Raw genomic sequence first — 23757 nt, forward strand, 5'->3', positions numbered from 1 at the left:
TCCTCTTTTTAATTATGCGTGTGGAGTCGTTACGCCTTCGCAGGCGGCATGGTACTGCTGGAGTATGTCCTGAATGTGGTCAATGATGAGTTCCCGCGGCGTTGACTTGAGAGCGCCCTCGCGAACTTTGCTGTACTGCAACGGCAAATACTGGCTGATAAGCGGCAGCGGAATGGGTTCGTCTGCCAGATTGCGCACCAGTCGTTCAAAGGCATCGTCAATCTGGCTGTCCGGCCAGTAATAGCGTACGCGGTCGGAGTAGCTGTAGCCGCGGGCCAGGCGTCGGGCGTTGCCGTCACCGTGATAGTGGCTTTGCCAGTATTCCGGGCGATCGAGCATCACGTTTTCCAGAACGTGACGCAGGCCCGAGCTGGCTTTCGCCGGGAGCAGTTCTTCTTCAATGGCGGCCAGTGAGAACAGCGCTTCACGCAGGGCAAAGGTCAGGGCAGGGCCGACTTTTAAAATAGCGAAGTGATCGTTCACCAGCTGGCGCAGCGCCTGTTGCGTCTGGTAATCGGTAGAGTGTGCTTCAAATACCAGCGTGTCATAGGCTTCAACCATCTTGCTCAGCGCGACGGCTTTATGTGGCTGATAGTCACAAACGTGCGCATGGTCGAACTCAACGCCGGGCTGAACCACCAGGCCAATAATGCGCGGCCAGATGTCGCTTAACCCTTCCTTCTCGAATGCGTGGCGGTGTGCCTCAAGCGTGGCGCGCGCCGCCTCTGGCGTCGTGACCTCAAGCTCGGTCAGCGTTTCGTGCGCGCCGCCGGGAACCGGAACTTCCGTGCCGATAACGTAGACCAGATCGGCTACACCAAATTGCTCAAGACAGGTTGTTTCGGCAATTTTTGCCAGACGCGCGGCGCGCCCGGCAACGATCACATCGGTTAAAGGAACCGGATCGTCTTCACAGGACATGCTGCAATCGAGGTGAATTTTTTTAAATCCGGCCGTCACGTAGTCCCTGATCAGATCGTCGGCGTTCGCCATCGCCTGCAAAGCCGGCAGGTTTTGCCAGCGGTTGGGCCCTAAATGATCGCCGCCGAGGATCAGCTGTGACGTCGGGAAACCAAGCGAGTCCGCCAACTGGCAGACAAACCCGTGAAAATCAGCGGGCGTCATGCCGGTATAGCCGCCAAACTGATCCACCTGGTTTGAGGTGGCTTCAATCAGCAGTGGCGTTTGGCGTGAATGGGCGTAACGAATGGCAGCTTCAAGTACCAGTGGATGTGCGGAACAGACGGCATAAATCCCGTTTGCATTCCCCCGTTTATGTTGTTCCACCATTTCTGTCAGATGTTTCACTTTCCTCTCCATTTCGGATGGTAATGATTTTTATCTTTCGTTTTGTTTCATTTAATCCTGCATTATGGCGGTGTAAAAATAAAACGAAAGATAATGGTTTTCCGATCTGTTTCACAAAAGAAACACAATGAAAGGTTTCAGCTGTTCACAGGCTAGCGTATGTCCTCCAGACAGCGCTTGCATTCGCTAAAAAGAAAGGCGTTAATAGACAAAACGAAATGAAATGAAAGTTTATTGATTAAGGATCTCGTATGAGCAGCAGCGATTCATCCGCAGAGAAGCGCATCACCGGCACCAGTGAAAGGCGGGAGCAGATCATTCAGCGGTTGCGGGCGCAGGGAAGCGTGCAGGTTAACGATCTGTCTCATCTGTACGGCGTATCGACGGTGACGATCCGTAACGATCTGGCGTTTCTGGAAAAGCAGGGCATCGCCGTTCGTGCCTACGGCGGGGCGCTGATCTGCGAAGGGAATGCGCCTGGCATCGAGCCTTCCGTTGAGGATAAAAGCTCGCTCAATACGGCGGTGAAGCGCAGCATCGCTCAGGCCGCCGCCGCGCTGGTGAAGCCGGGGCACCGCATTATTCTGGATTCCGGCACCACGACTTTTGAGATCGCTCGTATGCTGCGCCAGCACACGGATGTCATTGCGATGACGAACGGGATGAACGTGGCGAATGCGTTGCTGGAAGCTGAAGGGGTAGAGCTGCTGATGACCGGCGGTCACTTGCGTCGTCAGTCGCAGTCCTTCTACGGCGACCAGGCGGAACAGTCCTTACAGAATTATCACTTTGATCTGCTGTTCCTGGGCGTCGACGCTATCGATCTCGATCGCGGTGTGAGCACGCACAACGAGGATGAAGCACGCCTGAACCGCAAAATGTGCGAGGTGGCAGAGCGTATTATTGTCGTGACCGACTCCAGCAAGTTTAACCGCTCAAGCCTGCATAAAATCATTGATACGCAACGGATTGATATGATTATCGTTGATGAAGGTATTCCGGCGGAGAGTCTGGAAGGATTACGGAAAAGCGGGATTGAGGTGGTGTTGGTTTAAGATTTTTTACCCTCTCCCCTATAGGGAGAGGGAAGGCTGAGGGGCCATCACGTCACCGGCGCCGGGTTAAACACCGCCAGCTGGTTATGCAATCCCCACTGGTCCGAGAAGGTTTTCTTCCGCCCGCTCGCTACGTCCAGAATAAAATGGAACAGCTTCCAGCCCACGTCCTCAATACTCTCTTCCCCGGTGGCGATGGTGCCCGCGTTGATATCCATTAAGTCATACCAGCGGTTTGCCAGCTCGGTGCGCGTCGCCATCTTGATCACCGGGACCGCCATCAGCCCGTACGGCGTGCCGCGCCCGGTGGTAAAGACCTGCACTGTAATACCGGAGGCCACCTGCTGGGTGCCGCACACAAAATCGCTGGCAGGTGTTGCCGCATAAATAAGGCCGCGCCTGGTTGGCCGCTGGCCCGGAGAGAGCACTTCCACAATCGCGCTCTGGCCGGATTTGGCAATCGAACCGAGGGCTTTTTCCACCACGTTCGCCAGGCCGCCTTTCTTGTTGCCCGGCGAAGGGTTGGCGCTGCGGTCCGTTTTGCCCATATCAAGATAATTATCGTACCAGGCCATCTCCTCCAGCAGGCGTTTGCCCACCTCTTCGTTGACTGCGCGTGGCGTCAGCAGATGGATGGCGTCACGCACTTCGGTTACCTCGGAGAACATCACCGTGGCGCCGCAGCGAACCAGCAGATCGGACGCATAGCCCACTGCCGGGTTGGCCGTCACGCCGGAAAACGCATCGCTGCCGCCGCATTGTGTTCCCACCACCAGTTCCGACGCCGGACACGTTTCGCGCTGGCGGCGGTTGAGTTTGTCCAGATGATGCTCTGCTACCTGCAAAATATCGTCGACCATTGAACGAAAACCAACGTGACGTTCGTCCTGCAGACGCACGATGCTGGCCCCGTCAGCCGGGATGGCTTTGACATCTTCGGTGCCCTGAAGCAGGCGCTCTGGCTGCAATTTTTCACAGCCGAGGCCAATGACCATCACCTCGCCGCCAAAGTTCGGATTCAGGGCGATATTGTGGATAGTACGGATCGGCACGACCGCCGCGGGCGCATTGATCGCTACGCCGCAGCCGTACAGGTGGTTAAGACCCACCACGCCGTCGACGTTCGGGTACTTTGGCAGCAGATCGCGTTCAATGATTTTCACCACGTAATCCACCACGCCCGCCACGCAGTGCACGCTGGTGGTAATGCCGAGCAGGTTTTTGGTGCCGACGCTACCGTCCGCATTGCGGTAGCCTTCAAAGGTATAGCCCTCCAGCGGCGGCAAAGCTTCAGGAACGCGGGTCGCCAGCGGAAGCGTATTCAGCGGCGGTGCTTCTGGCAGCGCCACCAGCGACTCCTCAATCCAGCTACCCTGCGGGATAGCGCTTACCGCATAGCCGATGACTTCGCCGTAGCGTACGATTTCACCGTGGGCAGGAATATCGACCAACGCGACCTTGTGCCCCTGCGGAATATGCTCAATCAGCTCCAGCCCGTCCGGGAAGCGGGTGCCTGCTTTTAAGCCATTGTCGTTGACAATAATCGCCACGTTATCCGTATCGTGAACCTTAATATAAAACGCCGTCGGGGGTGCCTCTCTAATTGCAATATCGGTCATTATTCACTCTTCTCCGGCAAAGTTTCAGCTATGAAAAATAACTCGTTGGATAATCGTTTTCTTAACGTAGAAATAAAGCATGTCAGGAGAAGAAAAGTGAAAATGTGATCGCGATCGTTTCAGGCGGACTAATCCTTGATTCTGTGCATTAGCGCCCACTGCTTTGTGCATATGCTCAAAATAGCATTTAGATGTAACGCAATACTTGAGCATCAAAACAATGTGCTGACGTGTAGAGCCGATTATACTGAATGACGATTTTATAACGCCACCATTCAGTCAGAGAAATAAATATAAAGAATCTGTTCTGGAATAAATATTACTGGCTAAAACTGCGGAATTAAAAAAGGGTTAAGTGATGAATAACGATATCTTCCCGAATAAGTTTAAAGCTGCCCTCGCGGCGCACCAGATTCAGATTGGCTGTTGGTCCGCGCTGGCAAACCCTATCAGCACCGAAGTGTTAGGCCTGGCCGGATTCGACTGGCTGGTGCTGGACGGTGAACACGCGCCGAACGATATCAGCACCTTTATTCCGCAGCTGATGGCGCTGAAAGGTAGCCTCAGCACTCCGGTGGTGCGCGTGCCAACTAACGAGCCGGTGATTATCAAGCGTCTGCTGGATATCGGTTTCTACAATTTCCTGATCCCGTTTGTGGAAACGGAAGAACAGGCGGCGCTGGCCGTGGCTACAACGCGCTATCCGCCGGAAGGGATCCGCGGCGTCTCGGTATCGCACCGCGCCAACATGTTTGGCACCGTGCCGGACTATTTCGCCCAGTCCAATAGCAACATCACTATTCTGGTTCAGATTGAAAGCCAGCAGGGCGTTGATAACGTCGATGCGATTGCAGCCACAGACGGCGTGGACGGTATCTTCGTCGGTCCAAGCGATCTGGCTGCGGCGTTTGGGCATCTGGGCAACGCCAGCCACCCGGACGTACAGCGCGCAATCCAGCACATCTTTGCCCGCGCCAAAGCGCACGGCAAACCGTGCGGCATTCTGGCGCCGGTTGAAGCCGATGCTCGCCGCTACCTGGAGTGGGGAGCCACGTTCGTTGCCGTCGGCAGCGACCTCGGCGTGTTCCGCTCAGCGACGCAGAAATTAGCGGACGCTTTTAAAAAATAACCATCATTGAGGAAACAGATTATGACGCTGAAAGTGGGTTTTATTGGTCTTGGGATCATGGGTAAACCAATGAGTAAGAACCTGATTAAAGCGGGTTACTCACTGGTGGTATCCGATCACAATCCACAGTCTGTGGCTGAGGTGATGGCGGCGGGCGCGGAAACATCTACTACCCCTAAAGCCATTGCTGAGCAGTGCGATGTCATCATCACCATGCTGCCAAATTCCCCTCACGTCAAAGAGGTCGCGCTTGGGGAGAACGGCATCATCGAGGGTGCGAAGCCGGGCCTGGTGCTGATTGATATGAGCTCTATCGCCCCGCTCGCGAGCCGTGAAATCAGCGAGGCGTTAAAAGCGAAGGGCGTAGAGATGCTGGATGCGCCCGTCAGCGGCGGCGAGCCGAAAGCCATCGACGGTACCCTGTCGGTGATGGTGGGCGGCGATAAGGCCGTGTTCGACAAATACTATGACCTGATGAAGGCGATGGCGGGCTCCGTAGTGCATACCGGAGACATTGGCGCGGGCAACGTTACCAAGCTCGCGAACCAGGTGATTGTGGCGCTGAACATTGCCGCCATGTCTGAAGCGCTGACGCTGGCAACGAAGGCGGGCGTCAATCCGGACCTGGTCTATCAGGCAATCCGTGGCGGTCTGGCGGGCAGTACGGTGCTGGATGCCAAAGCGCCGATGGTGATGGATCGTAATTTCAAACCCGGTTTCCGCATTGATCTGCACATCAAAGATCTGGCGAACGCGCTGGATACGTCTCACGGCGTGGGTGCACAGCTGCCGCTGACCGCTGCGGTTATGGAGATGATGCAGGCGCTGCGTGCGGATGGCCTGGGTACGGCCGATCACAGCGCGATTGCGTGCTACTACGAAAAACTGGCGAAGGTGGAAGTGGCGCGTTAATAGCATCTTGCCCGCACCTGAGGGTGACAGCGGCGCGCAAACCCTCTATACTGCGCGCCGAAGCTGACCAGACAGTCGCCGCTTCGTCGTCGTCCCTTTCGGGGGAGACGGGCGGAGGGGAGGAAAGTCCGGGCTCCATAGGGCAGGGTGCCAGGTAACGCCTGGGGGGGAAACCCACGACCAGTGCAACAGAGAGCAAACCGCCGATGGCCCGCGCAAGCGGGATCAGGTAAGGGTGAAAGGGTGCGGTAAGAGCGCACCGCGCGGCTGGTAACAGTCCGTGGCACGGTAAACTCCACCCGGAGCAAGGCCAAATAGGGGTTCACATGGTACGGCCCGTACTGAACCCGGGTAGGCTGCTTGAGCCAGTGAGCGATTGCTGGCCTAGATGAATGACTGTCCACGACAGAACCCGGCTTATCGGTCAGCTTCAACTTCTTCCAGAACCCCGCTTCGGCGGGGTTTTTGCTTTTAGGGTTTCGTAGCCCAGGTATGCGCATCGCCACCCGGCAACTCGCACAAACGACATCAATTCTCATATTTGCGACATTAAGCACATTTCACTGCATGAACCTTTCTGGCATCGCTATGCCTACCGCAAACGATCGTTATCACAAGATTTCACCCTAAAAAATGGTGAATTTACAGTATTGTTAATTTGTTGCGAATGTTAACTGAACGATCGCAAATATTTTCTTATTTGATATAAACATATTGAAATTAAAAACATTCAGGCTATGAATGTGTGACGTATTCCACTGTTTATAAAAAGCTGTCCAAAAATCCTCTGCAAAATTTGATAATTTGAAAGAATGTTTAAAAGGAATAACGGTTATTTATTGGCCTTTAATTGTCTGAAAGTTCATCTTTATTGATTTATTTAACGTAGAGAAATTTATCAAGGTTATCGCCATAAAATAAATTTATTACTGCTGATTTTATTGATCGATATCAGCGTAATGGTGTGCTTTTAATTTTGTATAATATTGATTGTAAAGTGTTTTTTAGGTTCTTGTTGTGCCCGTAAAATGCGCGGGGAAGCAAATTGTGAGTAACAGCACATACCCCCTGAAACATTATTGGGTAGAATCCGCTGCGTCATAGGGAAATAAGCGCAGAATATTATGAATACTATTATTCTACCGAAAACTCAGCACCTCGTGGTATTTCAGGAAGTCATTAAAAGTGGCTCCATAGGTTCTGCCGCAAGACAACTAGGCCTGACGCAACCCGCCGTCAGCAAAATCATCAGCGACATCGAATCCTACTTCGGGGTGGAAGTGATGGTGCGTAAAAACACCGGCGTAAAACTCACTGCTGCTGGTCAGGTGCTGCTGTCATACGCTGAGTCGATCACCCGCGAAATGAAAAACATGGTGAGCGAAATCAACAGCCTCAGTTTCAGTACCGTCATGGACGTCTCCTTTGGCTATCCGTCGCTGATTGGCTTCACCTTCCTGTCTGAGATGATCAAAAAATTCAGGGAAGTGTTCCCGAAAGCGCGCGTCTCCATGTATGAAGCGCAGCTCTCTTCATTCCTGCCCGCCATTCGCGACGGTCGGCTGGATTTTGCCATCGGCACGCTGAGCGACGGAATGTTGCTTCAGGATCTTCACGTTGAGCCACTGTTTGAATCCGAGTTTGTGCTGGTGGCGAGTAAATCACGAACGTGCACCGGCCCGACCAGATTGGCATCACTTACGCATGAGCAGTGGGTGATGCCGCAAACCGATATGGGCTACTACAACGAACTCCTGACCACCCTGCAAGACAACCGCATCAGCATTGAAAACATCGTCCAGACCGATTCCGTCGTCACTATCTATAACCTTGTCCTTAATGCCGATTACCTGACGGTGATCCCCCGTGACATGATTGCGCCGTTCGGTTCGGACCAGTTTATCGTCCTGCCGGTGGAAGATGAATTACCCGTGGCGCGCTATGCCGCCGTGTGGTCGAAAAATTACAGTATTAAAAAATCGGCGTCAGTATTAGTTGAACTGGCAAAACAATATTCGTCGATGGATATCGATAAACGACGATAAAAATAATTAAGTTTTAAAACACCCGGAGCGACGCTTTTTAACGCTCTGATACCCTGACTTTGCCTGAAAACAATGAATTATTATAACGAGGATATTATGCACATTACCTACGATCTCCCGGTGACCATTGAAGATATTCAGGACGCCAGAAAACGCCTGGCGGGAAAAATTTATAAAACCGGCATGCCGCGCTCAAATTATCTCAGCGAACGCTGTAAGGGTGAGATATTTCTTAAGTTTGAAAATATGCAGCGTACCGGTTCGTTTAAAATACGCGGGGCGTTTAATAAGTTAAGTTCGTTGACGGACGCAGAAAAACGCAAAGGGGTAGTGGCCTGCTCCGCAGGAAACCACGCTCAGGGGGTGTCGCTCTCCTGCGCCATGCTCGGTATCGACGGCAAAGTGGTGATGCCGATGGGCGCGCCAAAATCCAAGGTCGCCGCTACCCGCGACTATTCGGCGGAAGTGGTGCTGCACGGCGAGAACTTTAACGACACCATCGCTAAGGTGAGCGAAATCGTCGAGATGGAGGGGCGCATATTTATTCCGCCTTATGACGATGCGAAAGTCATTGCCGGGCAGGGCACCATCGGCCTCGAAATTCTCGAAGATCTTTACGACGTGGATAACGTGATTGTCCCTATCGGCGGCGGCGGCTTAATTGCCGGTATTGCGACAGCAATTAAATCCATCAACCCGACAATCAATATTATCGGCGTACAGTCTGAAAACGTTCACGGAATGGCGGCTTCCTGGCAGGCCGGAGAAATAACCAACCATCGCGTTACCGGCACATTAGCCGACGGCTGCGACGTGTCTCGTCCGGGTAAATTAACCTTCGAAATTGTTCGTGAACTGGTCGATGACATTGTGCTGGTGAGTGAAGACGATATTCGCAACAGCATGATTGCCCTTATTCAGCGAAATAAAGTGGTGACGGAAGGTGCGGGCGCGCTGGCCTGCGCGGCGTTATTAAGCGGCAAGCTTGACCACTATATTCAGGGCCGTAAAACCGTCTGCATTATTTCCGGCGGCAATATCGATCTCTCCCGTGTTTCCCAAATTACCGGCTTCGTTGACGCATAAAGGTGACCTATGAGCAACACAGAAAGCATTATCGTTGGCCAGACAAAAACGTCCTCCTGGCGTAAGTCTGACACCACATGGACGCTCGGCCTGTTTGGTACCGCCATTGGCGCAGGCGTGCTGTTCTTCCCCATTCGCGCAGGCTTTGGCGGACTGATCCCCATCCTGCTGATGCTGGTACTCGCCTTCCCGATTGCGTTTTACTGCCACCGCGCGCTGGCGCGCCTCTGTTTGTCCGGCAGCAACGTCTCCGGCAACATCACCGAAACGGTGGAAGAGCACTTCGGGAAAACCGGTGGGGTGGTGATCACTTTCCTCTACTTCTTCGCCATTTGCCCGCTGCTGTGGATTTACGGCGTCACCATTACTAACACCTTTATGACCTTCTGGGAAAACCAGCTCCAGATGCCTGCGCTGAACCGCGGCGTGGTGGCGCTGTTCCTGCTGCTGCTGATGGCCTTTGTGATCTGGTTCGGGAAAGACCTGATGGTGAAGGTGATGAGCTACCTGGTGTTCCCGTTCATTGCCAGCCTGGTGCTGATTTCCCTGTCGCTGATCCCGTACTGGAACTCGGCGGTGATCGACCAGGTCAACCTGAGCGATATCGCCTTTACCGGTCATGACGGCATTCTGGTCACGGTGTGGCTGGGGATCTCCATCATGGTCTTCTCCTTTAACTTCTCGCCCATCGTCTCCTCGTTTGTGGTCTCCAAGCGCGAAGAGTACGAGCCGGAGTTCGGGAAAGCATTCACCGAGCAGAAATGTTCCAAAATCATCGGTCGCGCCAGCCTGCTGATGGTGGCGGTGGTGATGTTCTTCGCCTTTAGCTGCCTGTTTACGCTCTCTCCGCAGAACATGGCGGATGCCAAAGCGCAGAACATTCCGGTGCTCTCTTACCTTGCGAACCACTTTGCCTCGATGTCGGGCAGTAAATCCACGTTCGCCACGGTGCTGGAATACGGCGCCTCCATCATCGCGCTGGTCGCTATCTTTAAATCCTTCTTCGGCCACTACCTGGGCACGCTGGAGGGGCTGAACGGCCTGATCCTCAAGTTCGGCTACAAGGGCGATAAGAAGAACGTCTCCGTCGGCAAGCTGAACACCATCAGCATGATTTTCATCATGGGCTCCACCTGGATTGTGGCCTACGCCAACCCGAACATTCTCGACCTTATTGAAGCCATGGGGGCGCCAATTATCGCCTCTCTGCTGTGTCTGCTGCCGATGTACGCCATTCGTAAAGCGCCCGCGCTGGCGAAATACAAAGGCCGGACCGAGAACATCTTCGTGACCGTGGTCGGCCTGCTGACCATTCTGAATATCGTTTACAAACTGTTTTAAGCCAAAGCTCAGGAAGAGCGGAGTAATACATGACTGAATTTCCGGTAGTACTGGTTATTAACTGCGGATCGTCCTCCGTTAAGTTTTCGGTGCTGGACGCAGCAGGCTGCGATGCCCTGCTGACGGGCATTGCGGACGGCATCAACACTGAAAAAGCCTGTATTTCCGTGAACGGGGGTGAGCCGGTCAGACTGGCTCACCAGGACTACGAAGGGGCGCTGGCCGCCATCGCCCTCGAGCTGGAGAAACGCGACTTGATGAGCAGCGTGGCCCTGATTGGCCACCGCATCGCTCACGGCGGCGATCTCTTCAGCGAGTCGACCCTCATCACGGAAGAGGTCATTGAGCAGATCCGCCTGGTTTCCCCGCTGGCGCCGCTGCATAACTACGCCAATCTGAGCGGCGTGGAAGCCGCAGAGCGCCTGTTCCCCGGCGTGCAGCAGGTGGCGGTATTTGACACCAGCTTCCACCAGACCATGGCGCCGCAGGCGTATCTGTACGGTCTGCCGTACCGCTATTTTGAAGAGCTGGGCGTGCGCCGCTACGGCTTCCACGGCACCTCTCACCGCTACGTGTCCGCGCAGGCACACGCGCTCCTCGGGCTGTCATACGATGACAGCGGCCTGGTGATTGCCCATCTCGGCAACGGGGCGTCCATCTGCGCGGTGCGCAACGGTAAAAGCGTCGATACCTCAATGGGGATGACGCCGCTGGAGGGGCTGGTGATGGGCACGCGCTGCGGCGACGTGGACTTCGGCGCAATGGCGTGGATTGCCCAGCAGACCGGCCAGTCGTTCGAGGATCTGGAGCGCGTGGTCAACAAAGAGTCCGGGTTGCTTGGCATCTCCGGTATCTCCTCCGATTTACGTGCGCTGGAGAAAGCCTGGCATGACGGCAATGACCGGGCACAGCTGGCGATAAAGACCTTTGTCCACCGCATAGCGCGGCATATCGCCGGTCACGTCGCGTCTCTGCACCGTCTGGATGGCGTGATCTTCACTGGCGGCATCGGTGAAAACTCCACGCTGATCCGCGCGCTGGTGGCGGAACATCTGAAGGTGTTTGGCATCGCGCTCGACGAGGCGAAAAACGCTCTGCCGGGCAGCGCGGGTGAGCGCGTCATCTCCACCGAGTCGTCCCGCGTGACCTGCGCGGTTATCCCTACCAACGAAGAAAAAATGATCGCGCTGGACGCCCTCCGTCTTGGGAAGGTCACCCCGGCTGCGGCTTACGCCTGATAAAGCGAGAATCACATGAAAGTAACAATCGATACGGGCGTCGCGCCTTACAGCGACGCATGGGCCGGGTTTCGCGGTGAAGAATGGAAAAATGCCGTTAACGTCCGCGATTTTATTCAGCATAACTACACCCCTTATGAAGGCGATGAAACTTTCCTCGCGCAGGCGACGCCAGCAACGACGGCGCTGTGGCAGAAGGTGATGGTCGGCATTCGCCAGGAGAATGCCACCCACGCCCCGGTGGATTTCGACACCAACATTGCCACGACCATTACCGCCCACGGACCGGGCTATATCGACCAGGATCTTGAGACGATCGTCGGCCTGCAAACCGACAAGCCGCTCAAGCGCGCCCTGCATCCGTACGGCGGGATCAATATGATCCGCAGCTCGTTCGAAGCCTACGGGCGGGAAATGGATCCGCAGTTCGAATACCTGTTTACCGACCTGCGTAAAACCCACAACCAGGGCGTGTTTGACGTTTACTCCCCGGAGATGATGCGCTGCCGTAAATCTGGCGTGCTGACCGGTCTGCCGGACGGCTACGGGCGCGGGCGCATTATCGGCGACTACCGCCGCGTGGCGCTGTACGGCATCAGCTATCTGGTGCGCGAGCGCGAACTCCAGTTCGCCGATCTGCAGGGCAGGCTGGAGCGCGGTGAAGATCTGGAGGCGACGATCCGCCTGCGCGAGGAACTGGCGGAGCATAAGCGTGCATTGCTGCAGATCCAGCAGATGGCGTCGAACTATGGCTTTGATATTTCACGTCCGGCGATGAACGCGCAGGAAGCGGTGCAGTGGGTCTACTTTGCCTACCTTGCCGCAGTGAAATCCCAGAACGGCGGGGCGATGTCGCTGGGGCGTACGGCCTCGTTCCTTGATATCTACATTGAACGCGACATGCAGGCGGGGCGGCTGAACGAGGTGCAGGCCCAGGAGCTGATCGACCACTTCATCATGAAGATCCGCATGGTGCGCTTCCTGCGCACGCCGGAGTTCGACACGCTCTTCTCCGGCGATCCGATCTGGGCCACGGAAGTGATCGGCGGCATGGGGCTGGATGGCCGTACGCTGGTGACCAAAAACAGCTTCCGCTACCTGCATACCCTGCACACCATGGGGCCCGCGCCGGAGCCGAACCTGACGATCCTCTGGTCTGAACAGCTGCCGATCGCGTTTAAGAAATACGCCGCGCAGGTGTCGATCGTCACCTCGTCGCTGCAGTATGAGAACGACGATCTTATGCGCGCCGACTTCAACAGCGACGACTACGCCATTGCCTGCTGCGTCAGCCCGATGGTGATCGGCAAGCAGATGCAGTTCTTTGGCGCACGCGCCAACCTTGCTAAAACGCTGCTGTACGCGATCAACGGCGGGGTGGACGAGAAGCTGAAGATCCAGGTCGGCCCGAAAACCGAGCCGCTGCTGGATGAGGTGCTGGATTACGACACCGTGATGGCGAGCCTGGATCACTTTATGGACTGGCTGGCGGTGCAGTACATCAGCGCGCTGAATCTCATTCACTACATGCATGATAAGTACAGTTACGAAGCCTCGCTGATGGCGCTGCACGATCGTGACGTCTATCGCACCATGGCCTGCGGCATTGCCGGGCTGTCGGTGGCGGCGGATTCCCTGTCGGCGATTAAATACGCCACGGTGAAACCAGTGCGCGACCACACCGGCCTGGCGGTGGACTTCGTCATCGAAGGGGACTATCCGCAGTACGGCAATAATGACGATCGCGTGGACAGCATCGCCTGCGACCTGGTGGAGCGTTTTATGAAGAAGATCCAGGCGCTGCCGACGTATCGCAACGCGGTGCCGACTCAGTCGATCCTGACTATCACCTCCAACGTGGTCTACGGTCAGAAAACGGGCAACACGCCGGACGGACGCCGCGGCGGTACGCCGTTTGCGCCTGGCGCCAACCCGATGCACGGTCGCGACAGGAAAGGGGCGGTGGCTTCGCTAACGTCGGTCGCCAAGCTGCCGTTTACCTACGCGAAAGACGGGATCTCCTACACCTTCTCCATTGTGCCGCAGGCGCTGGGCAAGGATGAACTGGTGCGCAAAACCAACCTGGTGGGGCTGCTGGATGGGTACTTCCATCACGAAGCGTCTATTGAGGGCGGGCAGCACCTGAACGTCAACGTCATGAACCGGGAGATGCTGCTGGATGCCATTGCCCATCCGGAGAACTACCCGAACCTGACAATTCGCGTATCCGGCTATGCGGTACGGTTTAACGCTCTGACGCGCGAGCAGCAGCAGGACGTGATTTCGAGGACGTTTACGCAGGCGATGTGACGCAGGCCAAATAATCCGCCCCCTTCAGATAAGGGGGCTTTTTTGTCTGCTAAAAATCATGCAGATGTTCGTTCATTCCATGCATCAGAAAATTGAATATTGCCATCGCAGTAAGTCCAGATTGCTTTTTCGTATCTCAACTGAATGGATTCAAGATGGCCCGTACCGGGACAGTTACGTGTATCGTTAACAATAGGGGAGATTGATACGACCTTTACACCTTCCAGTTCAGTTCTGAAGTATTCTACTTCCCTTCCCGCATCGTTAATTCGATAATATCTTATCTCAACTTTTTTTAGGTTTTGCCCTGTAGCCACAGCCTTATAAAGATACGGAGATGAACTATCTATCTCCTTCTCGAACAAGAAAGGGGCATGTTTGCGCGTTCCGGTTAATCTCCCGGAAAGAGGATCTGTTGGAATACTTAAATTATGGGTTAACCCTCTAATTTCAACACTCCCTTCCCGATCCTGTACATCACTTGAACCCTTAATAAGTGAGCCGCCATCGTCAAAAAACCACATATGAACCGGTACAGCCATAAATCATGCTCCTTTCGAAAATCAGTGGTGGATCCATGTGCCTGCTTTTACCGCCTCAGCAAACATTCTTACGGTTAATGGCTTCGATATTTGTTTAACGGGTTCTTGCGTAAACCATTTTCTGAAAAACCAGGTTTGAGTCCAGGGGAAATAGTTTTGCGTGGGCACATTGATAAGATACTTTTTCTCAAACTTCTCAATGACATAAACGATATCATCCAGATCGGTGTAATCCTGTAAAACATCGTCTAACTCGAGCGGGATCCTCTTGCCCGTAAATGTTCCCTGTTCTGGTAAATGTTCCCTGAAGAACTTCAAAACATCATTTTCACTATTCATATTCACCAAATCCGATCTTTAGGGTGAGCAATCGTATTATATCGTGAGAGTGTTTTGTAACTTATCGTTGCAAGATCAGCAGCAAGTATGGTTATCCCCAATGCAGGGATCCATCGACCAATGAATGCACCTAAGTTTTTGGTATACATTGGTTTTCGGTATTTAAAGCTTGCGAGGGTAATCGTAGGTAATCGGTGTGGTAGCTGTACATTCAGAAGATCACGAAGATACTTAGAAGCCACGGAAGTACCTATAGTAGCCGTTTCTGGCTTTGTTCTGGTCTCAAGTATAGGTAAACCAAGGATCATAGTAGCCATCATTACTGCATCTTTTAATCCACCGAATTGTTCATCGGTAGTATCAAGGAAAATCCAAAAAAATAACTCAGACGCCGAGATATTACATACACCTTTATAGAAGTATGTTCCATTGAGCTCTTCAACGGTATCCATATCATAGCCATAATAATAGAGTGGTTTCAGTGATGCTATCGTATAAAAATTTGAAGGCATAAAGTAGAACAATCATCTTTATAAATTCCTAAAAAAGATCCATTTCTTAAATATATTGATTCTGTGAAATGCGTCACTTTTAGAATTTTTTACCAAACATCATTAAAAATGAGGCGTTTTTTTCTCTAAGTTTAGGAAGTCCGCATAAAGATTGTGACTTTTTTCTCCCGCGCTACGGATATGATCTTCCCATACCAACAACACACACCTGCACTCTCCGAATCGCAATCGCTGGCGTTCGGAACCTAATAAAAACAATTGTTTACCCTACAAAATAAGCGAGTGCCCAATGAATATGGCAACAAACAGCAGTGTGATTGTGAGTGATTCCCCTGCGGCAAGGCGGGCGGGAATGAGCGAAAGCGAATGGCGAGAGGCGATCAAATTCGACAGCACCGACACGGGCTGGGTCATCATGAGTATCGGGATGGCTATCGGCGCGGGTATCGTTTTTCTTCCGGTGCAGGTTGGACTAATGGGGCTGTGGGTCTTTTTGCTCTCCTCGATTATTGGCTATCCGGCCATGTACCTCTTCCAGCGTTTATTTATTAATACGCTGGCGGAATCCCCGGAATGTAAAGACTACCCGAGCGTGATTAGCGGTTATTTAGGTAAAAACTGGGGCATCTTATTAGGTGCGCTCTATTTCGTGATGCTGGTCATCTGGATGTTTGTCTATTCCACGGCTATCACCAACGACAGCGCATCTTATTTGCACACCTTCGGTGTCACCGAGGGGTTGCTGTCGGAAAATCCCTTCTACGGCTTATTCCTGATCTGTATTCTGGTCGCCATCTCTTCGCGCGGTGAAAAGCTGCTGTTTAAAGTGTCCAGCCTAATGGTGCTGACCAAATTATTTGTGGTGGCGGCGCTGGGGCTTTCGATGATTGGTCTCTGGCATTTAGCCAATGTCGGTATGCTGCCGCCGATGGGGTTGCTGATAAAAAATGCCATTATTACACTGCCCTTTACCTTAACCTCCATTCTGTTTATCCAGACCTTAAGCCCGATGGTGATTTCCTATCGTTCACGGGAAAAATCCGTTGAGGTGGCGCGTCATAAGGCGCTGCGGGCGATGAATATCGCCTTTGGCATACTCTTTGTCACGGTCTTCTTCTACGCCGTCTCTTTCACCCTGGCGATGGGACACGACGAAGCGGTGAAAGCCTACGAGCAGAACATTTCAGCCCTGGCGATTGCGGCGCAGTTTATCAGCGGCGACGGCGCGGGCTGGGTCAAAATCGTCAGCGTGATCCTCAATATTTTTGCCGTGATGACCGCCTTTTTCGGCGTCTATCTCGGCTTCCGCGAAGCCACGCAGGGGATCGTGATGAATATCCTGCGCCGTAAAATGCCGGCTGAACGTATTAATGAAAGCATCGTCCAGCGCGGGATCATGCTGTTCGCTATCCTGCTGGCCTGGAGCGCGATCGTGTTAAACGCGCCGGTACTGAGCTTCACCTCTATCTGTAGCCCCATCTTCGGCATGGTGGGCTGCCTGATCCCTGCATGGCTGGTCTACAAGGTACCGGCGCTGCATAAATATAAGGGCGTATCGCTGGTGATTATTGTCATCACTGGGCTGCTGCTTTGTGTTTCTCCTTTCCTCGCATTTTCCTGAGGGCAAATAAGGTCGTAACGATGTCTGAGCAAACTCATCCTTTATGGAATCTTTTTATTCGCGTAGTGCAGGAAGAAGTTAAGCCTGCGCTGGGGTGCACCGAGCCCGTTTCTCTGGCCCTTGCCTGTGCGATTGCCGCAGAGCAACTGCCCGGCGACGTCACGAAGATTGAGGCGTGGGTATCGCCGAATCTGATGAAGAACGGGCTTGGCGTAACGGTGCCGGGCACCGGCATGGTCGGGCTGCCCATTGCGGCGGCGCTGGGTGCCATCGGTGGCAATGCGCAGGCGGGGCTGGAAGTGCTGAAAGATGTCACCGCCGATGCGCTGGCGCGGGCCAAAGCAATGCTTAACGCCGGTCTGGTGCAGGTGAAATTGCAGGAGCCGTGCGATGAGATCCTCTATTCACGTGCCTGCGTCTACGCCGGTGAGGCCTCGGCCATGGTGACCATTGCGGGCGGACATACCCGCGTGGTGGAGGTGGTTTGTCACGGCGAAACGCGCTTCAGTCTTGACGAGCGGCAGGCCGAGGTAAGTAACGATCCGCTGGCTGTACTGTCAAACACCACGCTCTCGCAGATCCTGGAGTTTGTCGAACAGGTACCGTTCGAGGCGATCCGCTTTATCCTGGAAGCAGGGCAACTGAACGACGCGCTCTCTCGTGAAGGGCTTAGCGGGAAGTGGGGGCTACACATTGGCACCACCCTCAATAAGCAGCGCGCACGCGGATGGATGGCGCAGGATCTGGGTTCAGACATCGTTATCCGCACCAGCGCGGCCTCGGATGCCCGCATGGGCGGCGCGACGCTGCCGGCGATGAGCAACTCGGGCTCCGGGAATCAGGGAATTACAGCCACCATGCCGGTTGTCGTGGTCGCTGAACATGTTCAGGCCGATGACGAACGGCTGGCGCGGGCGCTGATGCTCTCGCATCTGTCGGCTATCTACATCCATTACCAGCTTCCGCGTTTGTCCGCGCTGTGTGCGGCGACAACGGCCGGTATGGGGGCCGCCTCAGGGATGGCGTGGCTGATGGGCGGAAGCTATCAGACGATAGCAATGGCCATCGGCAGTATGATCGGTGACGTCAGCGGGATGATCTGCGACGGGGCGTCTAACAGCTGCGCCATGAAAGTCTCGACCAGCGTCACCAGCGCCTGGAAAGCCGTGATGATGGCGCTGGATGATACAGCCGTGACGGGTAACGAAGGAATTGTGGCCCACGACGTGGAACAGTCTATCTCTAACCTGTGCGCCCTGGCGTGCCGCTCAATGCAGGCAACGGACCGGCAGATTATTGAGATTATGGCGAGTAAGGTGTAGCGATTGGCATTCGTCCCTCTTCCCAAAGGGGAGAGGGACCGATCGAGCAACTCTTACACCGGCAAATCAATCAGCAGCGCGCGCAGCGGCGTATCTGCCACCAGGGTGATATTCGCTTCGTCACGAATAAACGCCCCGTCGCCGCAGGTGAGCGCTTCTTTCTCTTCCGCGTGCGTTACCGCATGCACCGTACCGTGAATGGACTGCAAATAGGCGCGCGGGCCGTGCAGCTGGAAGCTTGCCTGTTCACCTTTTTTCAGTTCGATATGGTGTAGCCATACCTGCTGTCGCAGCTGCAGGCTGCCCTTGCTGCCGTCAGGCGAGGCAATCAGCTGCTGTTTATCGCCCTTCAGATCTATTTTCTGCACCAGCGGGTTTTCTCGCTCAGGGCAGGCGTCGAGCCACAGCTGCATGCGCGTCAGCGTTTTGTCTTTGCTGAGGTTATGCTCGCTGTAGCTGATGCCCGGCTGCGTGGAAATTAACAACGCTTCGCCAGCCTTTGCCTGGACATGATTGCCCTCGCTATCGCGGTATTCTGCCTCGCCTTCCAGGATCAGGTTCAGGATATCGACTTTCGGATACGTACGCGGCTGGAAGGAGGCGCCCGGGGCGAGCACTTCCTGGTTCAACACGCGCAGTGAAGCGTAACCGAGGAGTTTAGGGTCAAAGTAGTGTCCAAAGGAAAAGGTGTAGCGGGCCTGCAGCCAACCGAAATCGGCTTGTCCGCACTGTTTCGCTGTTCTTGTCGTAATCATAAACTTGACCTCTCTTTACACTAAAACAATGGTAAAGGTATGGACGCTGCATTGTTAGCCAGATATTCTGCCTGGTATGTTCAAATTTCCTGAATGAGAACGAGATGGCTAAAGAGAGAGCATTGACGCTTGAGGCGCTTCGCGTCATGGACGCGATTGACCGCCGCGGCAGCTTTGCCGCGGCGGCAGATGAACTGGGGCGCGTTCCGTCTGCGCTAAGCTACACCATGCAAAAACTGGAGGAAGAGCTGGACGTCGTGCTCTTCGATCGCTCCGGTCATCGAACAAAATTCACCAACGTGGGGCGGATGCTGCTGGAGCGAGGTCGCGTGCTGCTGGAAGCGGCGGACAAGCTCACCACGGACGCCGAAGCGCTGGCGCGAGGCTGGGAAACCCACCTGACGTTAGTCACCGAAGCGCTGGTGCCGACCGAAGCGCTGTTCCCGCTGGTAGACCGCCTGGCGGCGAAGGCCAATACGCAGCTGTCGATCATCACCGAGGTGCTGGCCGGGGCGTGGGAGCGTCTGGAGACGGGCAGGGCGGATATCGTCATTGCGCCTGACATGCATTTCCGCTCATCGTCAGAAATCAACTCGCGCAAGCTCTACAGCGTCATGAACGTCTACGTCGCCGCGCCGGATCACCCGATTCACCAGGAGCCGGAGCCGCTCTCTGAAGTGACGCGCGTGAAGTACCGCGGCGTGGCGGTGGCGGATACCGCGCGCGAGCGTCCGGTGCTGACGGTCCAGCTGTTGGATAAACAGCCGCGTCTGACGGTCACGTCACTGGAAGACAAGCGGCAGGCGCTGCTGGCCGGTTTGGGCGTGGCGACGATGCCTTACCCGTTTGTGGAAAAAGATATTGCGGAAGGGCGACTAAGGGTGGTGAGCCCGGAGTACACCAGCGAAGTGGACATTATTATGGCGTGGCGCCGCGACAGCATGGGCGAAGCCAAATCGTGGTGCCTGCGCGAAATTCCAAAGCTCTTTGCGCATCACAACAAATAAGCGAGCAGGCCCGGTAAGCGTAAGCGCCACCGGGCAGTAATTTACGCGCCGATCTTAGGATCCGGACCAAAGCGGTTTTCGCCCGGCGTCCCGCTCTGACAGTTGAAAATTAAAATCACGATCCAGCCGACAAGCGGGATTAACAGCAACAGCAGCCACCACGCCGAACGATCGGTGTCGTGGAGACGACGAAACAGCACGGCCCATGAAGGCAGCAAAACCAGCAAGCCATAAATCGTAGTGAGTACACCTTCACCGCCGGCGCGCTCCCAGCCGAGGATTTTATCCACGATGCCCAGCACCATAATCAGGACGAAGTTCACCAGAACGAACATCCAGTACTCTTTGCGGCGGGCGCGGCCACCAAATCCAACGTAGTTGCGCAGTACTTTTAAATACCAGTCCATTTTCCTTGCCTCTTAATCAGTCAATCACTTGTTTTCTAAGCGATCGAGGTAAGGATAGATGTATGCTGTGAATTAAAAAAGGGAATCAATTGATTCCCTAAATAATTATCCGAAACGCACGTCGCGCCCGTGCGGTTCATCCAGATCCTGCCACGGGCCAATGGAGATGATTCCCGTCGGGTTGATGGTCTTGTGGCTGCGGAAATAGTGGGTGCGAATATGGTCAAAATCGACCGTCTCCGCGATCCCCGGCATCTGGTAGATGTCTCGCAGGAAACCATACAGGTTCAGGTAGTCGCTGATGCGGTGTTTATCGCACTTAAAGTGGGTGACATAGACCGGGTCAAAGCGAACCAGCGTGGTCCACAGGCGAATGTCCGCTTCCGTCAGGCGATCGCCCGTCAGGTAGCGATGCTGGCCCAGGATCTGCTCCAGGCGCTCCAGCGATTCAAACACCTTTCCGACCGCTTCGTCATAGGCTTCCTGGCTGGTGGCGAAACCGGCCTTATAGACACCGTTGTTGACGTTGTCGTAAATCCAGCTGTTCAGCTCGTCAATCTTATCGCGCAGTTCAACCGGGTAGTAATCCCCGGCGCGGGCGCCGTGCGCATCAAACGCGGTATTGAACATGCGGATGATTTCCGCGGACTCATTGCTGACGATCGTCTGGTTTTTCTTGTCCCACAGCACCGGCACGGTCACGCGTCCGGTGTAGTGCGGATCGGCGCGCAGATAGAGCTGGTAGAGGAAATCGTGGTGATACAGGTCATCACCGGTCGCGGCGGGGAAATCACTGTCAAACGTCCAGCCGTTTTCCAGCATCAACGGGTTGACGACTGAAACCGGAATGAAGGATTCGAGGCCTTTTAGCTTGCGCACGATCAGCGTGCGGTGCGCCCACGGGCAGGCGAGGGAAACGTACAGATGATAACGATCTTTCTCCGCCGCGAAGCCCCCTTCGCCACTCGGGCCGGGGGCGCCGTCGGCGGTCAGCCAGTTACGGAAGGCCGAAACAGAGCGCTTAAAGCGTCCACCGGTGGATTTGGTGTCATACCAGACATCCTGCCAGACGCCGTCTACGAGTTGTCCCATTTTTTACTCCTCCGTCAGATAGCAAAAGCGAGGAGATGTCTCCTCGCTTTGTGTTTATTCAGTATAGCGTGCTTACCATTTCTTATTCAGAACGCGGTCGATGCTGTATGCGCCTGGGCCGGTGATCGCCAGCAGCAGGAAGCCACCCGCGATGGTCAGGTTTTTCATAAACATCAGTGAGTTCACGCCTTCCGCAAAGTTGCTGTGGAAGATGAACGCGGTCAGCAGGGTGAAGCCTGCGGTAAACAGCGCGGTGGTGCGGGTCAGGAAGCCGAACAGGACTGCAAGACCGCCGCCGAACTCAAGCAGAATGGTCAGCGGCAGCAGGAACCCCGGAACGCCCATGGCTTCCATATACTGCTGGGTACCCGCATATCCGGTGATTTTGCCCCAGCCTGCCACGATAAACAGAATTGGCATCAGAATACGCGCGACCAGTACACCAACATCTTCTAATTTTTTCATTTTACTCTCCAGGAAACCACATAAGCGGCTGAACATTATTTGTCTGCAATTCCGGGTAGATACCGCGGCTCTGCTGTCGATGGAGAGGAGTGTAAACGGGGCGGGTAGCAATTGTTAGCAAGGAAAACTGTCAATCTTCTTCAAAGATATTGAGTAAGGGCAGGTGCGCGCTTGTGCCCTCAGCCCACGGGGAGAAGGGCAAAAACAAAAACGGTAACCTGAGTTACCGTTTTGCGTTTATCACCGCAGCTGTTGTTGCCGCAACGTTGCTTTGACCAGACGCCAGGCGCTCCAGGCACCAAAACCGCGTCGGGCCCAGCGGATGAGCATATTCGGATGACGAACCGTCCAGATAGCCATCACGCTGCTGCCGACCAGCGCCCACGAACGCAGGCTCAGGAAGGTATTCCAGCCACGGTCAAACCGTCGCGTCGCGTCGATCCAGTCACGGCGGCTGGCAGACAGATCCAGCCGCTGCTGCTGGATCTGACTTAACAGGTACGCTTTTCGCTTCTGACGTTCCGCTTTATCGCTCACGGCTTGTCATCCTCCAGCAGGGCGCGATCGTTAGCCAGTTCCTGGCGCGTGTGGCGCAGGAAAGTGGACCTGCGCGCTTTACGCATCGTCCATATGCCGCCAATCAGCGCCGCGACCAGCAGAACGACGGTCGTGGCAATCATCGCGTTAAGTCGATACTGCGGGTCAATGGCCCAGATGATTAACACCATCAGGCTCATCAGACCAAACGCGGCGAAGAGCATGGTCAGCCCGAGCATCAGCAGCATCTGGAAGAGGTTCGCTTTCTCCTCTTCCAGTTCGACCACTGCCAGCCGGACGCGCGTTTCGGCAATCCCAACCAGCGTCGTTAAAATACGCTGGCCGATGCCGAGGACGTTATTAGCAGGCCCTTGTGCGTGACGAGGATCTTCCATATCAACGACGCGTCAGCAGGACACCCAGTACCACACCCACTGCGGCACCAATACCAACTCCCGTCCATGGATTGTCGCGCACATATTCATCTGCACGCGCAGCCGCTTCACGGGTCTGTTTCGCCAGTGCATCACCGGTTTCACCCAGGCGGTAGCGGCTCTCTTTCAGCGCCTGCTCCGCTTTGCTGCGCAGCTTGCTTACTTCTTCTTTCGACTTATCGGCAGAGGAGTTCAGCACCTCTTCAAGGGTATCGGCCAGGGATTTCAGTTCAGCGCGCAGATGTTCAGACGTCGTATCTTTTGACATGATTCTCTCCTGTTGAGATTTCCGTTAACTCAATAATCGCGAGCTTCCAGCGCTTTCAGGTCGTCCTGCGCCTCTTTCAACTTCTTCTCGCGCTTAGCAATTTTTTCCGCATCCCCTTTCTCTTTCGCTTCCTGCAGGTCTTGACGGCGCTCGGCTATCTCGTCCTTCTGTTCAGCGATTTTCTTTTGGTGATCGGCACGCAGCTTGCTGTCTGAACAGTTCGCTTTCACTTCGCTCAGCGCTTTTTTGAGACCATCAACACGGTGCTGATTGTTATGCTTTTCGGCATAACCGATCTCACGCTGAATATCCTGTTCTTTCTCCTGACAGAGAGAGTTTGCGAAGGTCGTTGTGCTTAAAGAAAAAAGGGCCAGAGCCAGGGTCATGCGGAATTTCATTATCGAAACCTTCCA

General features: G+C 54.5%; 24 protein-coding genes and 1 other RNA gene. 12 read left to right on the forward strand and 13 right to left on the reverse strand.

Features of this window, described 5'->3' with window-relative positions; genetic code table 11:
• Window positions 1-12: 12 nt before the first annotated feature.
• Window positions 13-1320, reverse strand: a complete 1308-nt coding sequence (gene kbaZ, locus IM303_RS14860) for a tagatose-bisphosphate aldolase subunit KbaZ (RefSeq protein ID WP_048999519.1) — start codon at window positions 1318-1320, stop codon at window positions 13-15.
• A 239-nt stretch (window positions 1321-1559) separates the two neighbouring features.
• Here kbaZ and IM303_RS14865 point away from each other — a divergent pair, with 239 nt between their 5' ends.
• Window positions 1560-2363, forward strand: coding sequence for a DeoR family transcriptional regulator (locus tag IM303_RS14865; protein WP_048999518.1), 804 nt, complete (start codon window positions 1560-1562; stop codon window positions 2361-2363).
• Between the two features lie 47 nt (window positions 2364-2410).
• Here IM303_RS14865 and garD read toward each other — a convergent pair whose 3' ends face one another.
• A complete protein-coding gene (gene garD / locus IM303_RS14870; protein ID WP_045630708.1) occupies window positions 2411-3982 on the reverse strand; it encodes a galactarate dehydratase in 1572 nt (523 codons plus the stop codon).
• A gap of 358 nt (window positions 3983-4340) precedes the next feature.
• Between garD and garL the strand changes: the two genes are divergently transcribed.
• The 8 genes from garL (at window position 4341) to pflB (ending at window position 14043) form a co-directional block, all read left to right on the forward strand.
• A complete protein-coding gene (garL, locus tag IM303_RS14875; protein WP_193360049.1) occupies window positions 4341-5111 on the forward strand; it encodes a 2-dehydro-3-deoxyglucarate aldolase in 771 nt (256 codons plus the stop codon).
• Window positions 5112-5132: 21 nt separating this feature from the next.
• Window positions 5133-6023 (forward strand): 2-hydroxy-3-oxopropionate reductase, encoded by an 891-nt coding sequence (gene garR / locus IM303_RS14880; RefSeq protein WP_192971999.1) that lies wholly within the window; start codon window positions 5133-5135, stop codon window positions 6021-6023.
• 59 nt (window positions 6024-6082) lie between these two features.
• Window positions 6083-6459: RNase P RNA component class A (gene rnpB / locus IM303_RS14885), an RNA gene on the forward strand.
• Window positions 6460-7147: 688 nt separating this feature from the next.
• Window positions 7148-8068, forward strand: coding sequence for a transcriptional regulator TdcA (gene tdcA, locus IM303_RS14890; RefSeq protein ID WP_045260099.1), 921 nt, complete (start codon window positions 7148-7150; stop codon window positions 8066-8068).
• Window positions 8069-8164: 96 nt separating this feature from the next.
• Window positions 8165-9154 (forward strand): bifunctional threonine ammonia-lyase/L-serine ammonia-lyase TdcB, encoded by a 990-nt coding sequence (tdcB, locus tag IM303_RS14895; protein ID WP_023326154.1) that lies wholly within the window; start codon window positions 8165-8167, stop codon window positions 9152-9154.
• Between the two features lie 9 nt (window positions 9155-9163).
• Complete coding sequence (gene tdcC / locus IM303_RS14900; RefSeq protein WP_047367071.1) at window positions 9164-10495, forward strand: threonine/serine transporter TdcC; 1332 nt, start codon at window positions 9164-9166, stop codon at window positions 10493-10495.
• 29 nt (window positions 10496-10524) lie between these two features.
• On the forward strand, window positions 10525-11733 hold the full coding sequence (tdcD, locus tag IM303_RS14905) for a propionate kinase (protein ID WP_193360050.1): 1209 nt from the start codon (window positions 10525-10527) through the stop codon (window positions 11731-11733).
• Window positions 11734-11748: 15 nt separating this feature from the next.
• Window positions 11749-14043, forward strand: a complete 2295-nt coding sequence (gene pflB / locus IM303_RS14910; RefSeq protein WP_193360051.1) for a formate C-acetyltransferase — start codon at window positions 11749-11751, stop codon at window positions 14041-14043.
• 56 nt (window positions 14044-14099) lie between these two features.
• Here pflB and IM303_RS14915 read toward each other — a convergent pair whose 3' ends face one another.
• Genes IM303_RS14915 through IM303_RS14925 form a run of 3 tightly spaced genes read right to left on the reverse strand, consistent with a single transcriptional unit; the run spans window position 14100 to window position 15376 of the window.
• Window positions 14100-14585, reverse strand: coding sequence for a type VI secretion system tube protein TssD (locus IM303_RS14915; protein ID WP_193360052.1), 486 nt, complete (start codon window positions 14583-14585; stop codon window positions 14100-14102).
• A 21-nt stretch (window positions 14586-14606) separates the two neighbouring features.
• Window positions 14607-14924 carry a DUF1493 family protein gene (locus tag IM303_RS14920; protein WP_193360057.1) on the reverse strand — a complete coding sequence of 106 codons (318 nt, stop codon included), beginning with the start codon at window positions 14922-14924 and terminating at the stop codon, window positions 14607-14609.
• A 2-nt stretch (window positions 14925-14926) separates the two neighbouring features.
• Window positions 14927-15376, reverse strand: a complete 450-nt coding sequence (locus tag IM303_RS14925) for an STM2901 family protein (RefSeq protein WP_045260104.1) — start codon at window positions 15374-15376, stop codon at window positions 14927-14929.
• Between the two features lie 349 nt (window positions 15377-15725).
• On the opposite strand from IM303_RS14925, the gene IM303_RS14930 reads away from it, so the two are divergent.
• Together IM303_RS14930 and IM303_RS14935 are read left to right on the forward strand one after the other, a co-directional pair.
• Window positions 15726-17057 (forward strand): amino acid permease, encoded by a 1332-nt coding sequence (locus IM303_RS14930; protein WP_041907950.1) that lies wholly within the window; start codon window positions 15726-15728, stop codon window positions 17055-17057.
• A 20-nt stretch (window positions 17058-17077) separates the two neighbouring features.
• The gene (locus IM303_RS14935) at window positions 17078-18379 is read left to right on the forward strand and encodes a serine dehydratase subunit alpha family protein (RefSeq protein WP_193360053.1); all 1302 of its coding nucleotides are present in this window, start codon (window positions 17078-17080) and stop codon (window positions 18377-18379) included.
• 53 nt (window positions 18380-18432) lie between these two features.
• Here the strand turns inward: IM303_RS14935 and IM303_RS14940 are convergent, their stop codons facing one another.
• The gene (locus IM303_RS14940; protein WP_022649481.1) at window positions 18433-19134 is read right to left on the reverse strand and encodes a pirin family protein; all 702 of its coding nucleotides are present in this window, start codon (window positions 19132-19134) and stop codon (window positions 18433-18435) included.
• Window positions 19135-19238: 104 nt separating this feature from the next.
• Here IM303_RS14940 and yhaJ point away from each other — a divergent pair, with 104 nt between their 5' ends.
• Window positions 19239-20141 carry a DNA-binding transcriptional regulator YhaJ gene (yhaJ, locus tag IM303_RS14945; RefSeq protein WP_003862655.1) on the forward strand — a complete coding sequence of 301 codons (903 nt, stop codon included), beginning with the start codon at window positions 19239-19241 and terminating at the stop codon, window positions 20139-20141.
• Window positions 20142-20182: 41 nt separating this feature from the next.
• Here the strand turns inward: yhaJ and IM303_RS14950 are convergent, their stop codons facing one another.
• From IM303_RS14950 to IM303_RS14980, 7 genes are all read right to left on the reverse strand, one after another.
• Window positions 20183-20548 carry a DUF805 domain-containing protein gene (locus IM303_RS14950; RefSeq protein ID WP_028014511.1) on the reverse strand — a complete coding sequence of 122 codons (366 nt, stop codon included), beginning with the start codon at window positions 20546-20548 and terminating at the stop codon, window positions 20183-20185.
• Window positions 20549-20653: 105 nt separating this feature from the next.
• A complete protein-coding gene (locus tag IM303_RS14955; protein ID WP_048999509.1) occupies window positions 20654-21640 on the reverse strand; it encodes a glutathione S-transferase family protein in 987 nt (328 codons plus the stop codon).
• Between the two features lie 72 nt (window positions 21641-21712).
• On the reverse strand, window positions 21713-22105 hold the full coding sequence (locus IM303_RS14960; RefSeq protein ID WP_014833394.1) for a DoxX family protein: 393 nt from the start codon (window positions 22103-22105) through the stop codon (window positions 21713-21715).
• Between the two features lie 240 nt (window positions 22106-22345).
• Window positions 22346-22642 carry a YqjK-like family protein gene (locus IM303_RS14965; protein WP_014885330.1) on the reverse strand — a complete coding sequence of 99 codons (297 nt, stop codon included), beginning with the start codon at window positions 22640-22642 and terminating at the stop codon, window positions 22346-22348.
• Window positions 22639-23037 (reverse strand): phage holin family protein, encoded by a 399-nt coding sequence (locus tag IM303_RS14970; RefSeq protein WP_041907961.1) that lies wholly within the window; start codon window positions 23035-23037, stop codon window positions 22639-22641. The genes IM303_RS14965 and IM303_RS14970 overlap by 4 nt, the downstream gene beginning before the upstream one ends.
• 1 nt (window position 23038) lies before the next feature.
• A complete protein-coding gene (locus tag IM303_RS14975; RefSeq protein WP_008503141.1) occupies window positions 23039-23344 on the reverse strand; it encodes a YqjD family protein in 306 nt (101 codons plus the stop codon).
• A gap of 29 nt (window positions 23345-23373) precedes the next feature.
• Window positions 23374-23742 carry a DUF1090 domain-containing protein gene (locus tag IM303_RS14980; protein ID WP_028014508.1) on the reverse strand — a complete coding sequence of 123 codons (369 nt, stop codon included), beginning with the start codon at window positions 23740-23742 and terminating at the stop codon, window positions 23374-23376.
• Window positions 23743-23757: the final 15 nt, after the last annotated feature.

The sequence above is a fragment of the Enterobacter cloacae complex sp. P38RS genome (assembly GCF_014930775.1).
GTDB lineage: Bacteria > Pseudomonadota > Gammaproteobacteria > Enterobacterales > Enterobacteriaceae > Enterobacter > Enterobacter bugandensis.

What these genes read in the sequence shown, in the direction of transcription:
- kbaZ (WP_048999519.1), bottom strand. Translation starts at nt 1,320, where the DNA reads ATGGAGAGGAAAGTGAAACATCTGACAGAAATGGTGGAACAACATAAA.
- IM303_RS14865 (WP_048999518.1), top strand. Translation starts at nt 1,560, where the DNA reads ATGAGCAGCAGCGATTCATCCGCAGAGAAGCGCATCACCGGCACCAGT.
- garD (WP_045630708.1), bottom strand. Translation starts at nt 3,982, where the DNA reads ATGACCGATATTGCAATTAGAGAGGCACCCCCGACGGCGTTTTATATT.
- garL (WP_193360049.1), top strand. Translation starts at nt 4,341, where the DNA reads ATGAATAACGATATCTTCCCGAATAAGTTTAAAGCTGCCCTCGCGGCG.
- garR (WP_192971999.1), top strand. Translation starts at nt 5,133, where the DNA reads ATGACGCTGAAAGTGGGTTTTATTGGTCTTGGGATCATGGGTAAACCA.
- tdcA (WP_045260099.1), top strand. Translation starts at nt 7,148, where the DNA reads ATGAATACTATTATTCTACCGAAAACTCAGCACCTCGTGGTATTTCAG.
- tdcB (WP_023326154.1), top strand. Translation starts at nt 8,165, where the DNA reads ATGCACATTACCTACGATCTCCCGGTGACCATTGAAGATATTCAGGAC.
- tdcC (WP_047367071.1), top strand. Translation starts at nt 9,164, where the DNA reads ATGAGCAACACAGAAAGCATTATCGTTGGCCAGACAAAAACGTCCTCC.
- tdcD (WP_193360050.1), top strand. Translation starts at nt 10,525, where the DNA reads ATGACTGAATTTCCGGTAGTACTGGTTATTAACTGCGGATCGTCCTCC.
- pflB (WP_193360051.1), top strand. Translation starts at nt 11,749, where the DNA reads ATGAAAGTAACAATCGATACGGGCGTCGCGCCTTACAGCGACGCATGG.
- IM303_RS14915 (WP_193360052.1), bottom strand. Translation starts at nt 14,585, where the DNA reads ATGGCTGTACCGGTTCATATGTGGTTTTTTGACGATGGCGGCTCACTT.
- IM303_RS14920 (WP_193360057.1), bottom strand. Translation starts at nt 14,924, where the DNA reads ATGAATAGTGAAAATGATGTTTTGAAGTTCTTCAGGGAACATTTACCA.
- IM303_RS14925 (WP_045260104.1), bottom strand. Translation starts at nt 15,376, where the DNA reads ATGGATACCGTTGAAGAGCTCAATGGAACATACTTCTATAAAGGTGTA.
- IM303_RS14930 (WP_041907950.1), top strand. Translation starts at nt 15,726, where the DNA reads ATGAATATGGCAACAAACAGCAGTGTGATTGTGAGTGATTCCCCTGCG.
- IM303_RS14935 (WP_193360053.1), top strand. Translation starts at nt 17,078, where the DNA reads ATGTCTGAGCAAACTCATCCTTTATGGAATCTTTTTATTCGCGTAGTG.
- IM303_RS14940 (WP_022649481.1), bottom strand. Translation starts at nt 19,134, where the DNA reads ATGATTACGACAAGAACAGCGAAACAGTGCGGACAAGCCGATTTCGGT.
- yhaJ (WP_003862655.1), top strand. Translation starts at nt 19,239, where the DNA reads ATGGCTAAAGAGAGAGCATTGACGCTTGAGGCGCTTCGCGTCATGGAC.
- IM303_RS14950 (WP_028014511.1), bottom strand. Translation starts at nt 20,548, where the DNA reads ATGGACTGGTATTTAAAAGTACTGCGCAACTACGTTGGATTTGGTGGC.
- IM303_RS14955 (WP_048999509.1), bottom strand. Translation starts at nt 21,640, where the DNA reads ATGGGACAACTCGTAGACGGCGTCTGGCAGGATGTCTGGTATGACACC.
- IM303_RS14960 (WP_014833394.1), bottom strand. Translation starts at nt 22,105, where the DNA reads ATGAAAAAATTAGAAGATGTTGGTGTACTGGTCGCGCGTATTCTGATG.
- IM303_RS14970 (WP_041907961.1), bottom strand. Translation starts at nt 23,037, where the DNA reads ATGGAAGATCCTCGTCACGCACAAGGGCCTGCTAATAACGTCCTCGGC.
- IM303_RS14975 (WP_008503141.1), bottom strand. Translation starts at nt 23,344, where the DNA reads ATGTCAAAAGATACGACGTCTGAACATCTGCGCGCTGAACTGAAATCC.
- IM303_RS14980 (WP_028014508.1), bottom strand. Translation starts at nt 23,742, where the DNA reads ATGAAATTCCGCATGACCCTGGCTCTGGCCCTTTTTTCTTTAAGCACA.